The organism is Streptomyces sp. CO7 (assembly GCF_053474865.1).
On the sequence record NZ_JBRIOU010000008.1, the window covers coordinates 349,648 to 364,207 of the forward strand.

A 14,560-nucleotide genomic window follows, 5' to 3' on the forward strand; every position below is an offset into this window, starting at 1 on the left:
GGAGACGCCGAGGGCGGTGGGGGAGAGGGCGCGGGCGCCGGTGGTGGTGATGCGGCCGCCGGCGGAGAGCAGGTGGAGGAGGGCGCCGTTGTGGTCGTTCTCGTAGGAGCCCGCGGTCAGGTCGGCGCGGCCGTCGCCGGTGACGTCGTCCAGCTCGACCGCGGAGCCGATCTGGTCGTGCGGCTCCAGGGCACCGGGCACGCCCGTGGTGCCCTGGTGGAGGGACAGGGCGCCCGTGGTGACGACGCCGCCGGGGCCGCCGCGCAGGACGAGCACCCGGCCGGCCCGCGCCACCCCGTCGACGGTCTCGCCGGGCACGCCGACGGCCAGGTCGAGGTAGCCGTCCCCGTCGACGTCGCCGAGGTCCACGGAGTCCCCGAACCGGTCGTAGCGCTCGCTCACGCCGGGGACGCCGGGGGTGCCTTGGTGGATGCCGGTGGTCCGGGCGGGGTCGAGGCCGCCGGGGGAGCCGTAGGTGATCCACACCAGGCCGCCGACCGCCCCGTGCGGGGTCTCCCAGCCGTCGCCCGGCTCACGGGCGGAGGCGCCGCTGACGACGTCCGCGTAGCCGTCCCGGTCGATGTCCGCGACGGTCGTGTTCACGCCTGGCCGGAGCTCCTGGTGGCCCTCGGTCCGCAGCCCGGAGGCGCCGCCGAGGAAGAGGAAGTTGTCGGTGTACGGGTGGGTCTCGCCCTGCTCGTAGCCGTTGACCACCAGGTCGGTGGTGCCGTCCGCGTCGAAGTCGCCCGCCGCGAGCGAGTAGCCCCACCAGTCGTGGGTGCGCGGGGCGGGGTCCGTGAGCACCAGGGAGCCCTTGCCGGTGAGCCCGGCGGGGGAGCCCCACAGCAGGGTGACCATGCCGGCCTCGCCGTCGCCGGCGGTGTCCTCCCACGGGGTGCTCACGGCGAGGTCGTCGTACCCGTCGCCGTCGAAGTCGCCGTGGGCCAGGTCCCAGCCGAAGCCGTCGAGCCTCTCCGGCGTCCCGGTGACGCCGGCGCTGTTCTGCCCGATCACCGTGCGCCGGGTGGGCGAGACGCCGCCGCGGGCGCCGTACAGGACGACGAGCTGCCCGACCCGGTGTTCACCGGCGACGTACGCGCCGTAGGCGGAGGTGGCGATGTCGCCCTTCCCGTCGCCGTCGAAGTCGGGACGGTCGACGGCGGCCGAGTCGGCGGCCGCGGCGGGGGCCGCCGAGGTGAGGGTGAGCAGCCCGCCGGTGAGGGCTGCCGCGGCGGCGGCCGCGAGTGCGGTGCGTGTTCTCCGGTTCATCGGTGATTCTCCAAAGCCACGCGGGTACCGCGTGGGGGGCCACGGTGCCCGGAAGGGATGCCGTGCGCCGGACGGCACGGCTGACTGGTGGACACCGCAGAGCACGCGTTGGTTGTAGCGCGGACGCGGAAGGCCCCCGGCAGGACACCGCCGTGCCCTGCCGGGGGCCTCGTCCGAAGGACCGGTCAGTCGGCGAAGTTGACGCCGAAGCCCGGGTAGCCGGCGGTGGAGACGCCGACTGCGGAGGGGGCTATGGAGCGCGAGCCGGAGGCGGTGATCTTGCCGGTGGTGGTGTTCACCGGCATGTACACGACCGAACCGTTGCCGTTCTCCCAGGAGCCGGCGACCAGGTCGGCACGGCCGTCGCCGGTCACGTCGTCGAGCTTGACGTCCATGCCGAGCATGTCGCCGGCCTCGTTGTCTCCGGGGAAGCTCGCCGAGCCCTGGTGGAAGGACTGGGAGCCGGTCCCGTCGATGCCCGCGGCGGAACCGTAGAGGACGACGACGCTGCCGGCGTCCTCGTGGCCGTCGACGTCCTCGCCGGGGACGCCGACCGCGAGGTCGAGGTAGCCGTCCTTGTTCACGTCGCCCAGGTCCAGCTCGTAGCCGAACATGTCGTCGGTCTCGGAGGAGCCGGGGACGCCCGAGGTGTCCTGGTTGACGGCGGTGATCTCGTCGACGCCGGTTCCGGTGCCGTAGGTGATCCACACCTGGCCGCCGCGGGCGCCGTGCGGGGTGTCGACGTACTCGTCGGCCCCGTTCCACTCGGCCTCGTCCCACTCGGCGCCGCTGACGATGTCGCCGAAGCCGTCACGGTCGATGTCGCCGATCGCGGTGACGACACCGGGGCGCAGCTCCTGGTAGCTCTCCTTCTGGAGGCCGGACTTGCCGCCCAGGAACAGGTAGTTGTGCGGGTAGCCGTCGAACTCGTCGAACTCCATGCCGTCGATCACCAGGTCGGTGGCGCCGTCGCCGGTGACGTCGCCGGCCTGCAGGTTGTACGGCGGCGGCACGTTCTCCGGGTAGGGCTCGCCGGTGTAGAGCGGGGTCTCGACGCCGTACCAGCCGCCGTTGGCGCCGGTCCGGGTGAAGCCGCCCCTGTAGACGTACAGCTTCGTCTTGGTGGTGGTGGCCGCCAGGTCGTTCCGGCCGTCGCCGTCGAAGTCGCCGATCGCGAGGTTGAGACCCCACTTGTCGTGCGAGGAGGAGGCCGGGTCCTTGACGGTGACGGAGCCGGTGCCGGTCAGGCCGGAGGCGGAGCCCCACAGGATGGTGACCGAACCGGCGTCGGCGTCGCCCGTGACGTCCTCGCCGGGGGCGCCGACCGCGAGGTCGTCGCAGCCGTCCTTGTCGAAGTCGCCGTAGGCGGTGTCCTGGCCGAAGAAGTCCCCGGCCTCGGCGGCGCCCGGGACGCCGGCGGTGTCCTGGCTGATGACGGTGCGCTTGCTGGAGGAGACCCCGGTGCTGGTGCCGTAGAGGGCGACGATCTGGCCGGCCTCGGCCTTGCCGCCGACGGTCGCCCAGGTGACGCCGGTGACGACGTCGCCCTTCTTGTCGCAGTTGAAGTCCGGCCGCAGCACGGTGGCCGCGTCGGCGGCGACGGCGGGGGCGGACGCCGCGGTGAACAGACCGCCGGTGAGGACGGCCGCGGCGGCGGTCGCCAGAGCGGTGCGCGAGGCGCGGTTGGTGCGGTGGTTCACGGGATTCGGTTCCTCCCGACGCGCTCGGCGCGTACGTGGTGCGGACCGGCCTGAGGCCGGGGCGGAAAGTCGGTGCGGTCGGTGACGGTGCGGTGGGTGGGGTCGGTGTGGGCGGCGACCTGGTCAGTCGGCGAAGTGCTCGGCGAATCCCGGTGCCCACACGTAGGAGTCGTGGCGGTCGGTGGGCCGGGCCGGGACGCCGGCCGAGGCGGGGGAGAGGACGTGGGCGCCGGCGGTGGTGATCGCGCCCGTCCCGTCGGCGGGAAGGTACAGGATGCCGCCGACACCGTCCTCACCCGGAACGGCCGCGATCAGGTCGGCCCGGCCGTCTCCGGTGACGTCGTCCAGCAGGAGGTCCTCGCCGAGACGGTCGCCGTTGCGGTGGCTGCCGGGGACGCCGGCCGTCTCCTGGTGCAGGTACCGGCCCCCGGCGGTGCCGATGCCGTCGGCGGTGCCGTGCAGGAGGACGACGGCGCCGGTGTCCCAGACGCCGCCGATGTTGTCGCCCGGGATGCCGATCGCCAGGTCGAGACGGCCGTCGGCATCGATGTCACCGAGGGCCAGGCCGCCGCCGAACGCGTTGTCGCCGGACGAGGCCGACGGGACTCCGGGGGTGTCGCGGGTGATGCCGACGGCGCGGGCCAGGCCGTTCGCGCCGCCGTGAAGGGCGACGATCTGCCCGGCGGACTCCCTGTGCCCTACGCGGGCGTTGGCGGCGGAGGTGACGAGGTCGGCCTTCCCGTCCGCGTCGTGGTCGACGTCCGGGCGGTCGGGGTGGCGGCCCGTCTCCCCGGCGTCGGCGAGCCGGGTACCAGGGCCTGCACGGTGACCGGCGGCGTCCCGCGCCGCGTGGGAGCCGGCCACGGGCTCGGGCCGGGAGATGAGGACCACGGCGCCGCCGACCGCGAGAGCGGCCGCGGCGGTGACCGCCAGGGCCGTGCGCGTCGTGCGGTTCATCAGGTTCTCCGAGCCACGAGGGAAGGGACGGTGCGGCAGCCCTGGTACGGGCCGGCGTTGGTGAGACCTGTGAGAGGCGGTGCGGGTTGTACGGCCGGGGCGGCGGATGCCGCGACGGCGGCGCGTCAGTCGGCGAAGTCCTCCGAGAAGCGCGGCATGGCGTACGAGGCGGGTGCGGGGGAGATGCCCGCCGAGGCCGGGGAGACGGCGCGGGAACCGGTGGCGGTGATCGCGCCGGAGCTCGCGGCGGGCAGGTACAGGACGGCGCCCACGCCGTTCTCCCGGCTGCCGGCGACCAGGTCGGCGCGGCCGTCGCCGGTGACGTCGTCCAGCCGCACGTCGCGGCCGAGGGTGTCATGGGCCTCGTTGGCGCCGGGGACGCCGGCGGTGCCCTGGTGGAAGGACTGGGCGCCGGCGGTCGTGATGCCGCCCGCGGAGCCGCGCAGGACGACCAGGCTGCCGGTGCGCACCGCTGTGCCGACCTCCTCCCCGGGGACCCCCACCACCAGGTCGAGGTCGCCGTCCTCGTCGATGTCGCCCAGGTCCACGCTGCCGCCGAAGCAGTCGTCGTCCTCGGCCGCGCCGGGGACGCCGGGGGTGTCCTGGTGGACGGCGGTGGTGCGAGCGGGGTCGATGCCGGTGGCGGAGCCGTACTGGATCCAGACCTGGCCGCCCACGGCGCCGTGCTCGGGCATGCCCTCGTCCTCGGACCGGTCCCCGCAGAAACCGCTGACGAGGTCGCCGTACCCGTCCTGGTCGAGGTCGCCGAAGGCCACCGAGGACCCGGGGCGCACCTCCTCGCGCGTCTCGTTCGTGAGGCCGGAAGGGCCGCCGCGGAGCAGGAAGTTGTCGTAGGTGTAGGAGGTGTTGCCATCGTCGTCCGAGTGGCCCAGGTAGGCGTTGACGACGAGATCGGTGGCGCCGTCGCCGGTCACGTCCCCGGCCGTGAGGCCCATCGGAGCCGCGCCGCTGTGCGGAGGGGCGACGGTGCGGTGGCCGCCGGTGCCGCCGGACCTGGTGAAGCCGCCGCGGATCACGTACAGGGCGGACGGGTCGGTGCTGCCGATCACCAGATCGTCCTCGCCGTCGCCGTCGAAGTCGCCGGCGGCGAGCCGGCTGCCCCACATGTCGTGGTCGTGGGGGGCGGGGTCCTTGACGGTGACGGAGCCGCTGCCGGTCAGGCCGGAGGGGGAGCCCCAGACCAGGGTGACCGATCCCGCGTCGCGGTCGCCGGGGACGTCCTCGCCCGGCGCGCCGACGGCGAGGTCGTCGTAGCCGTCGCCGTCGAAGTCGCCGTAGGCGGTCTCGGCGCCGAACCAGTCCTCGGTCTCGGCGGCGCCGGGGACCCCGGCGGTGTTCTGGGAGACCACCGTGCGGTCGCCGCCGGAGATCCCCGTCCCCGAGCCGTGAAGGGCGACCACCTGACCGGCCGCCTGCCTGCCGCCCGCGTACGCGCCGGGGGCGGCGGTGGCGACGTCGCCCCTGCCGTCCCTGTCGAAGTCGGCCTGCGAGGAGACCGCGCCGTCCGCGGCCGCGGCGGGCGGCGCCGGAAGCAGGGCGAGCAGCCCGCCGGTGAGCGCCGCCGCGGTGGCGGTGGCCAGGGTGGTGCGTGTCGTGCGGTGCATCCGAGGTCTCCCGAGTCGCGCAGGAACGAGGAACGAGGAACGAGGAACGAGCAACGAGGTGGCCGCCCGTGATCGGCCGACGCGGGTGGAGACCCGTGAGGCGTGCGACCGGTTGTGCGGAAGCGGTGGCGCCGGTTGTGCGGACGGCCGCGGGGACGGTGTGGGGGACGGGCGGTGCGGGCCGGCGGGAGGACGGCTGCGGCCGGGGCGCCGCTGGGTGCGGCGCCCCGGCCGGGGCAAGCGAGGCGAAACGATTCCCCAAAGGGGCCGCTGTGGGGTCAGTCGGCGAAGACCTGGCCCAGGCCCGGCTCGCCGGAGGTGGAGATGCCGAGCGAGGTCGGGGAGATCGAGCGCGAACCGGTCGCGGTGATCTTGCCGCCGCTGGACGGCATGTACAGGACCGCACCGTTGTAGTTCTCGTCGGAGCCGGCGATCACGTCGGCCCGGCCGTCACCGGTGACGTCGTCGAGCTTCAGGTCGTAGCCCAGCCAGTCGCCGAGCTCGTTGTCGCCCGGGACGTTCGCGCTGCCCTGGTGGAAGGACTGGGCGCCGGTGCCGGTGATGCCGTTGGCGGTGCCGTACAGCACGACGACGCTGCCCGCGTCCTCGTAGCCGTCCACGTCCTCCCACGGCACGCCCACGACCAGGTCGAGGTAGGCGTCGCCGTTGACGTCGCCGAGGTCCAGGTCCCAGCCGAAGCCGTCGTCGGTCTCGGAGGAGCCGGGGACGCCGGAGGTGTCCTGGGTGATGCCGGTGATGTGGCCGATGCCCGCGGCGGAGCCGTAGGTGATCCAGACCTTGCCGCCGGTGGCGCTGTACGGGACGTTGTCGCCGAGTTCGCCGCCCGCCTCGGCGGTGAAGCCGCTGACGATGTCGCCGTACCCGTCCTTGTTCACGTCGCCGATGCCGGTGACGTAACCCGGGCGCAGCCGCTGGGAGCCCTCGGTGGTGAGGCCGGAGGCGCTGCCGAGGAGCAGGACGTTCTGCTCGATGTACAGCGGGTCCGCCGTCGGGTCCTCGGGGACCTGGTCCACCTCGGGGCCGAGGTCGCCGTCGACCACGAGGTCGCTGGCCTTGTCGCCGTTCACGTCGCCCGCCTGGAGGTTCCAGGCGGCCGCGTAGGTGGGCAGGCTGACGCTGTAGCGGGTGCCGACGGCGGTCTTGGTGATGCCCTTGAAGATGTGCAGGGTGTTGTCGTCGGACCCGGTGACGCCCAGGTCGGTCCGGCCGTCGCCGTCGAAGTCGCCGGCGACCAGCGAGGAGCCCCACCAGCGGTCCGCGCCCGCGGTCGGGTCCGTGACGGTGAGGGCGCCGGTGCCGGTCAGGCCGGAGGACGTGCCCCACAGGAGGGTGACGGAGCCGGCGTCCGTGCCGGCGGTGGTGTCCTCGCCGGGGGCGGCCACGGCGAGGTCGTCGTAGCCGTCCTTGTTGAAGTCGCCGTAGGCGGTCTCCCAGCCGAACATGTCCTCGGCCTCGGCCGCGCCGGGGACGCCGGAGGTGTCCTGGCTGATCACGGTGCGCTTGGTGGAGACGACGCCGGTGCTGGTGCCGTAGAGGGCGACGACCTGGCCGGCCCAGCCCTTGCCGTTCACGGAGGCACGGTGGGCGGAGGTGGCGACGTCGCCCTTGCCGTCCTTGTTGAAGTCGGCCTTCGCGACGAGTGTGCCGTCGGCGGCGACGGCCGTGCCGGCGGTGAGGGTCAGCAGCCCGCCGGTCAGCGCCGCGGCGGCGACCGCCGCCAGGGCGGTGCGGGTCTTCTTCTGCATGTGGGTTCTCCAATGCCACTCGGGGCGCGTACGCGCGTCCCCGTGGGAGGCCGTCCATGATCGGTCGGCGTGGGTGAGACACGTGAGGGGTGGTGCGGGTTGTACGGGTGGGGCGGCTTTTTTCCCGGCCGTGCGGCCGGGGCCCGGCATCGTGCCGGCGCGGCCGCCCGGTGCGCGGCGGAACGGCGGACGCCGGGCGGCGTCAGTCGGCGAAGTTCCAGCCGAAGCTCGGGAAGTTCGTCGTGGAGACGCCGGCCGAGGTCGCGGAGATCGAGCGCGAGCCGGTCGCGGTGATCCTGCCGCCGCTGGACAGCAGGTACGTCACCGAGCCGTTGCCGTTCTCGTCCGAGCCGACGACCACGTCGGCCCGGCCGTCGCCGGTGAGATCGTCGAGCTTCACGTCGATGCCGAACATGTCGCCGTGCTCGTTGTTGCCGGGGACGCCCGCGCTGCCCTGGTGGAAGGACTGGGCGCCGGCGCCGGTGATGCCGTCGGCGGTGCCGTACAGGACGACGGCGCTGCCGGTCGCGTCGTAGCCGTCGACGTCCTCACCGGACACGCCGACGACCAGGTCGAGGTAGCCGTCGCCGTCGACGTCGCCGAGGTCGAGGTCGGAGCCGAAGTGGTCCTCCTTCTCGGAGGAGCCCGGCACGCCGGAGGTGTCCTGCGTGATGCCGGTGATCCGGCCGGCGCCTGCGGCGGTGCCGTAGGTGATCCAGACCTTGCCGCCCTTGGCGGACCAGGGGATGCTGCCGCCGTCCTCGTACGCGTCGTCCCAGCCGAAGCCGCTGACGATGTCGCCGTAGCCGTCGCGGTCGATGTCGCCGATGCCGGTGATGTAACCCGGACGCAGCGTCTGGACGCCGTCGGCGGTGAGGCCCGAGGCGCCGCCGAACAGCAGGATGTTCTGGTCCGGGACGTACTCGTCGCGGCCGTCCGTCGGGTAGTCGAGCACGGGCAGCGTGTCGCCGTTGATCACGAGGTCGGTGGCCTTGTCGCCGTTGACGTCGCCCGCCTGAAGGTTCCAGGCGCTGTCGTGCAGCGGCAGGTCCACCGTGTAACCGCCGCCGGTCGCGCCGGTCTTGCCGATGCCGCCCTTGTAGACGTACAGGGAGTTGCCGGCGCCGCCCACGGCGAGGTCCGTCGTCCCGTCGTGGTCGAAGTCGCCGGCCGCCATGGTCCAGCCCCACATGCGCCACTCGCCGGCGGTCGGGTCCGCCAGGGTGACGGCGCCGGTGCCGGTCAGGCCGGAGGCGGAGCCCCACAGGATGGTGACGGAGCCCGCGTCGTCGCCGGCGGTGGTGTCCTCGCCCGGCGCGCCGACGGCGAGGTCGTCCCGGCCGTCGCCGTTGAAGTCGCCGTAGGCGGTCTCCAGGCCGAAGAGATCGTCGGTCTCGGCGGTGCCGGGGACGCCGAAGGTGTTCTGGCTGATGAGGGTGTTCATCGTGGAGACGACGCCCTTGCTGCTGCCGTACAGGCCCACGACCTGGCCGGCCGCGTCCTTGCCGCCGACGTAGGCGTAGGCCGCGGAGGCGGCGATGTCGCCCTTGCCGTTCCTGTCGAAGTCCGCCTTCGCCACGACGGTGCTGTCGGCGGCGACGGCCGCGGTCGAGGCGGCGAAGGTCAGCAGGCCGCCGGTCAGCGCGGCCGCCGCCACCGCCGCGAGGGCGGTGCGGGTGTTCCTGTGCAAGTGATTCCCCCAATGCCACGCGGGGAGGCGGGGTGCCGCCTTCCCGGGGTGCCGAGGCCGGCCAAGTGTGGCCGGCGCTGATCAAGACCTGTGACGGGTGGGGTTGGTTGCGCGGGAATCGTGAACGCGGGATAACGGTCGGGTAACGGCCCCCGGGGTGAGGAACGGGAGGGTCAGTCGGCGAAGTTGGCGCCGACCACCGGGTAGCCCGCGGTCGAGACGCCGAGCGCGCTCGGGGCGAGCGCGCGGGAGCCGGTCGCGGTGATCTTGCCGCCGCTGGAGGGCAGGTAGACCAGGTTGCCGTTGCCGTCGTTCTCGCCGGTGCCGACGACCAGGTCGGCCTTGGCGTCGCCGTTGACGTCGTCCAGCTTCACGTCCATGCCGAACATGTCGTACTTCTCGTTGGAGCCGGGGACGCCCGCGGTGTCCTGGTGGAAGGACTGGGAGCCCGTGCCGGTGATGCCGGAGGCGTTCCCGTAGAGCACGAGCACGGTGCCGGTGTCGGTGGCGGCGTCGATGTTCTCGCCGGCCACGCCGATCGCGAGGTCGAGGAAGCCGTCGCCGTTGACGTCGCCCAGGTCCAGCTCGTGGCCGAACTGGTCGTTGGTCTCGCTGGAGCCGGGGATGCCGGAGGTGTCCTGCGTGATGCCCTGGACGGTGCCGACGCCGTACTGGCTGCCGTAGGTGATCCAGACCTTGCCGCCCTTGGCGGCGTAGGGAATGGGCGTGCCGTCGTCGGTGACCGCGTTCCAGCTGACACCGCTGACGATGTCGCCGAAGCCGTCGTGGTTGATGTCGCCGACACCGCTGATGACGCCGGGGCGCAGCTTCTGGTAGCCGGAGGTGTCCAGGCCCGACGTGGTGCCCAGGAGCAGGAAGTTGCTGTTCCAGCCCTCGGGGCTGTCGGTCTCGTAACCGCTGACCACCAGGTCGGTGGTCGCGTCGCCGTCGACGTTGCCGGCGGTGAGGTTGGCGGGCGCCGCCGAGGTGATGATGGGCGTCTGCACCGTCTGGCGGCTGCCGTAGGAGCCGGTCCTGGTGATGCCGCCCTTGAGGACGTAGACCTTGCTCTTGGTGGTGCCGACGGCCAGGTCCTGCTTGCCGTCGCCGTCGAAGTCGCCGGCGGCGAGCAGGCGGCCCCACTGGTCGTGCGAGGTGGGGGCCGGGTCGTTGATCTGGACGGCGCCGGCGCCGGTGATGCCGGAGGCGGAGCCCCAGAGGATGGTGACCATGCCGGCGTCCTTGTCGTCGCCCAGGTCCTCCCCGGGCGCTCCGACGGCGAGGTCGTCGTAGCCGTCGCCGTTGAAGTCGGCGTAGGCGGTGTCGTCGCCGAAGTGGTCGTCGGTCTCCGCGCTGCCGGGGACGCCGGTGGTGTCCTGGCTGAGCAGCGTGCGCTTGGTGGCGGTGATGCCGGTGCCCTTGACGCCGTAGGTGGCGACGACCTGGCCGGCGTAGCTCTTGCCCGAGACGGTGGAGTACGCGACGGTGGCGACGTCGCCGATGCCGTCGTTGTTGAAGTCCGCCTGCGAGGCGACGGTGCCGTCGACGGCGACCGCGGTGGTCGCGGCGGCGAAGGTGAGCAGCCCGCCGGTCACCGCGGCGGCGGCGACGGTCGCGAGGGCGGTGCGGGTCTTCCTGTGCATGCGGTTCCCTCAAATGCCGTGCGGGGAGCGGCGCCGAGCGCGGGTCCCCGGGAGGAACGAGGCCGGGCCTTGGGTGGCCGGCAGTGATCAGACCGGTGACAGGTGTGATTGGTTGTACGGGAGTTGTGAAGATGTTCGCCCCCCGGGCCGTGGCCGTGGCGGCGGCCCGGGGAGCGGTCGACGGGTGGGTCAGTCGGCGAAGTTGTAGCCGACGTACGGGCGGCCCGTGGTGGAGACGCCGAGCGCCGTCGGGGAGAGGGCGCGGGAGCCGGTGCCGGTGATCCTGCCGCCGGCGGACGGCAGGTACGTGACGCTGCCGTTGCCGTCGTTCTCACCGCTGCCGACGACCAGGTCGGCCCTGCCGTCACCGCTGACGTCGTCGAGCTTCACGTCCAGCCCGAAGGAGTCGTCCTTCTCGTTGGAGCCGGGGACGTCCGCGGTGTTCTGGTCGATGTACTGGGAGCCGGTGCCGGTGATGCCGGAGGCGTTGCCGTAGAGGACGACGACCGAGCCGGTGTCGGTCACGCCGTCGACGTTCTCGCCGGCCACGCCGACCGCCAGGTCGAGGAAGCCGTCGCCGTTGACGTCGCCCAGGTCCAGCTCGAAGCCGAACATGTCGTTCAGCTCGGCGGAGCCGGGGACACCGGAGGTGTCCTGGGTGATGCCCTGGACGGTGCCGACGCCGGACGGGCCGCCGTACGTGATCCAGACCTTGCCGCCGTCGGCCGCGTAGGAGTCCGTGACGCCGTCCTGGACCTTGTTCTGGTGCCAGCCGCTGACGATGTCGCCGTAGCCGTCGTGGTTGATGTCGCCGACACCGCTGATGATGCCCGGACGCAGCTCCTGCGCACCGGCGGCGTCCAGGCCGGAGGCGCTGCCGAACAGCAGGAAGTTGCGGTCCCAGTAGTAGCCGCCCGAGGCCTCGGGCGTGTAGCCGTTGGCCACCAGGTCGGTGCGGTGGTCGCCGTTCACGTCGCCCGCGGTGAGGTTGTACAGCGGCCGCGTGGTCGAGATCGGCGCCTGCACCGTCTGGCGGCTGCCGGACGTGCCGTTGCGGGAGATGCCGCCCTTGAACAGGTACAGCTTCGTCTTGCTGGTGCCGACGGTGAGATCCTGCTTGCCGTCGCCGTCGAAGTCGCCGGCGGCGAGCAGGCGGCCCCACTGGTCGTGCGAGGTGGGGGCCGGGTCGTTGATCTGGACGGCGCCGGCGCCGGTGATGCCGTTGGCGGAGCCCCAGAGGATGGTGACCATGCCGGCGTCCTCGTCGTCGCCCAGGTCCTCCCAGGGCGCGCCGACGGCCAGGTCGTCGAAGCCGTCGCCGTCGAAGTCCGCGTAGGCGGTGTCGCTGCTGAAGCCGTCGTCGGTCTCGGCGCCACCGGGGACGCCGGAGGTGTCCTGGCTGATCACGGTGCGCCTGGCGGAGGTGATGCCGGTGCCCTTGGCGCCGTAGGCGACGACGACCTGGCCCGCGTACGCCTTGCCGGAGACGTACGCGCCGTCGGCGGAGGTCGCCACGTCGCCGACACCGTCGCCGTTGAAGTCTGCCTGCGAGGCGACCGTGCCGTCGACGGCGAGCGCGGGCGTGGTGGCCGCGAAGGTGAGCAGCCCTCCGGTCACCGCGGCGGCGGCGACGGTCGCGAGGGTGGTGCGGGTCTTCCTGTGCATGCGGATCCCCTTAGAACCACGTGGGGGCGGGTGCTGCGCCCCGGGGAGAAGAAGGCCGAACGTGGGGTGGTGGCAGGAGTCAGACCTGTGACGGGTGGGGTTGGTTGTACGGAACCCGAACGAAAGACCGATCGGGTCGATACGGCGGAACGCCGGAAGCCGGGACGCGGTCACGGCGTCCCGGCTTCCGGGAGAGGAGTGGTGTGGAGCGGGTGGGTCAGTCGGCGAAGTTCACGCCGACGCCCGGCTTGCCCGCCGTCGAGACGCCGAGCGCGGACGGGGAGAGCGCGCGGGACCCGGTGCCGGTGATCTTGCCGCCGGCGGACGGCAGGTAGGTGATGGCGCCGTTGTAGTCGTTCTCGCCGCTGCCGACGACCAGATCGGCCTTGGCGTCGCCGTTGACGTCGTCGAGCTTCACGTCGATGCCGAACATGTCGCCCTTCTCGTTGGAACCGGGGACGCCCGCGGTGTTCTGGTCGATGTACTGGGTGCCCGTGCCGCTGATGCCGGAGGCCTTGCCGTACAGGACCAGGACCGAGCCGGTGTCGGTCACGCCGTCGACGTTCTCGCCGACGACGCCGATCGCGAGGTCGAGGAAGCCGTCGCCGTTGACGTCGCCCAGGTCCAGTTCGTGGCCGAACATGTCGTTGGACTCGCTGGTGCCGGGGATGCCGGAGGTGTCCTGCGTGATGCCCTGAATGGTGCCGACGCCGTACTGGCTGCCGTAGGTGATCCAGACCTTGCCGCCCTTGGCGGAGTAGGGAGTGGTCGTGCCGTCCTCGTTGGCCGCGTTCCACATGGCGCCGCTGACGATGTCGCCGAAGCCGTCGTGGTTGATGTCGCCGACACCGCTGATGATGCCGGGGCGCATCTCCTGGAAGCCGGAGGTGTCCAGGCCCGAGCCGGTGCCGAGCAGCAGGAAGTTGCGGGTCCAGCCCTCGGTGGGCTCGTAGCCGCTGACGACCAGGTCGGTGGCCGCGTCGCCGTTGACGTTGCCGGCGGTGAGGTGGAACGGAGTGGCGCCCGTCATGATCGGCGTCTGGACGGTCTGGCGGCTGCCGGAGGCGCCCTCGCGGCCGATGCCGCCCTTGAAGACGTAGACCTTGCTCTTGCTGGTGCCGACGGTGAGGTCCTGCTTGCCGTCGCCGTCGAAGTCGCCGGCCGCGAGCAGGCGGCCCCACTGGTCGTGCGAGCTGGGGGCGGGGTCGTCGATCTGGACGGCGCCGGCGCCGGTGATGCCGTTGGCGGAGCCCCAGAGGATGGTGACCGTGCCGGCGTCCTTGTCGGTGCCGAGGTCCTCCCCGGGCGCTCCGACGGCCAGGTCGTCGTAGCCGTCGCCGTCGAAGTCGGCGTAGGCGGACTTGTCGCCGAACCGGTCGCCGGTCTCGGCGCCGCCGGGGACGCCGGAGGTGTCCTGGCTGACCAGGGCCCTCCTGGCGGTGGTCAGGCCGGTGCCCTGGACGCCGTAGGCGACGACGACCTGGCCCGCCTCCGCCTTGCCGGCGACGGTGGCCGTCGCCGAGGCAGCCACGTCCGCGACGCCGTCGTTGTCGAAGTCGGCCTGCGAGGCGACGGTTCCGTCGACGGCGACCGCGGTGGTCGAGGCGGCGAAGGTGAGCAGCCCGCCGGTCACCGCGGCGGCGGCGACGGTCGCGAGAGTGGTGCGGGTCTTTCTGCGCATGCGGTTCCCTCAGGTGCTGTGCGGGGAGCGGCGGCACGCCGGGATCCCCGGGGAGGAGCTGCCGAGCAGGGGAGATCGGCGGTGATCAGACCCACGACGGGCGGGATCGGTTGTACGGGAGAGGAAAATGATGTTCGACCGGTGGGACGCCGCGGGCCCGGAGGCCGTGGTGGCGTCCGGGCCCGGGGCGCGGGCAGGCGGGTGGGTCAGTCGGCGAGGTTGTAACCGATGTGCGGCTGGCCCGCCGTGGAGACGCCGAGCGCCGTCGGGGAGAGCGCACGGCCGGTGCCGGCGATCCTCCCGCCGGTGGAGGGCACGTAGGTGAGGGCGCCGTTGCCGCCGGAACGTCCGGCGTGAGCGCCCGGACGCCGGTGAAGACCCCCGGCGGCCGGGCATGGTCGCGGGGACGGGGGAGTGGGCCTGATCACCCGCGTCCGGGGCCGGCCCGGTCCCGGGGCGGCCCGGCCCGGTCCTGGGGCGGCCGGCCCGGGCCTGGGGCGGCGCGGGGCCTGGCGTCAGTCGGCGAACCGGTCGCCGAGTTCCGGCTCGTGCGCGGTGGGGACG

At 73.1% G+C, this 14,560-nt stretch carries 9 protein-coding genes; all 9 read right to left on the minus strand.

The window, feature by feature from the left end; translation table 11 throughout:
* On the minus strand, positions 1–1,269 hold a 1,269-nt coding region (locus tag ACOV8S_RS26515), incomplete at its 3' end, for an FG-GAP and VCBS repeat-containing protein (RefSeq protein WP_448320810.1).
* Positions 1,270–1,454: 185 nt separating this feature from the next.
* On the minus strand, positions 1,455–2,969 hold the full coding sequence (locus tag ACOV8S_RS26520; protein WP_448320811.1) for an FG-GAP and VCBS repeat-containing protein: 1,515 nt from the start codon (positions 2,967–2,969) through the stop codon (positions 1,455–1,457).
* Positions 2,970–3,092: 123 nt separating this feature from the next.
* On the minus strand, positions 3,093–3,926 hold the full coding sequence (locus ACOV8S_RS26525) for an FG-GAP repeat protein (RefSeq protein ID WP_448320813.1): 834 nt from the start codon (positions 3,924–3,926) through the stop codon (positions 3,093–3,095).
* 125 nt (positions 3,927–4,051) lie between these two features.
* Positions 4,052–5,551 carry an integrin alpha gene (locus ACOV8S_RS26530; protein WP_448320815.1) on the minus strand — a complete coding sequence of 500 codons (1,500 nt, stop codon included), beginning with the start codon at positions 5,549–5,551 and terminating at the stop codon, positions 4,052–4,054.
* Between the two features lie 278 nt (positions 5,552–5,829).
* Positions 5,830–7,317 (minus strand): FG-GAP and VCBS repeat-containing protein, encoded by a 1,488-nt coding sequence (locus tag ACOV8S_RS26535; RefSeq protein ID WP_448320817.1) that lies wholly within the window; start codon positions 7,315–7,317, stop codon positions 5,830–5,832.
* 202 nt (positions 7,318–7,519) lie between these two features.
* Positions 7,520–9,007, minus strand: a complete 1,488-nt coding sequence (locus ACOV8S_RS26540; protein WP_448320818.1) for an FG-GAP repeat domain-containing protein — start codon at positions 9,005–9,007, stop codon at positions 7,520–7,522.
* Positions 9,008–9,180: 173 nt separating this feature from the next.
* Positions 9,181–10,650 (minus strand): FG-GAP repeat protein, encoded by a 1,470-nt coding sequence (locus tag ACOV8S_RS26545; protein ID WP_448320820.1) that lies wholly within the window; start codon positions 10,648–10,650, stop codon positions 9,181–9,183.
* 189 nt (positions 10,651–10,839) lie between these two features.
* Positions 10,840–12,315, minus strand: a complete 1,476-nt coding sequence (locus ACOV8S_RS26550) for a VCBS repeat-containing protein (RefSeq protein WP_448320821.1) — start codon at positions 12,313–12,315, stop codon at positions 10,840–10,842.
* Positions 12,316–12,532: 217 nt separating this feature from the next.
* Entirely contained in the window at positions 12,533–13,996 is a 1,464-nt protein-coding gene (locus ACOV8S_RS26555; RefSeq protein WP_448320822.1) for an FG-GAP repeat protein, read from the minus strand.
* Positions 13,997–14,560: the final 564 nt, after the last annotated feature.

Bases quoted from the DNA above. Each gene is read 5' to 3' on its own strand.
- ACOV8S_RS26525 (WP_448320813.1), bottom strand. From the start codon at position 3,926: ATGAACCGCACGACGCGCACGGCCCTGGCGGTCACCGCCGCGGCCGCT.
- ACOV8S_RS26530 (WP_448320815.1), bottom strand. From the start codon at position 5,551: ATGCACCGCACGACACGCACCACCCTGGCCACCGCCACCGCGGCGGCG.
- ACOV8S_RS26535 (WP_448320817.1), bottom strand. From the start codon at position 7,317: ATGCAGAAGAAGACCCGCACCGCCCTGGCGGCGGTCGCCGCCGCGGCG.
- ACOV8S_RS26545 (WP_448320820.1), bottom strand. From the start codon at position 10,650: ATGCACAGGAAGACCCGCACCGCCCTCGCGACCGTCGCCGCCGCCGCG.
- ACOV8S_RS26550 (WP_448320821.1), bottom strand. From the start codon at position 12,315: ATGCACAGGAAGACCCGCACCACCCTCGCGACCGTCGCCGCCGCCGCG.
- ACOV8S_RS26555 (WP_448320822.1), bottom strand. From the start codon at position 13,996: ATGCGCAGAAAGACCCGCACCACTCTCGCGACCGTCGCCGCCGCCGCG.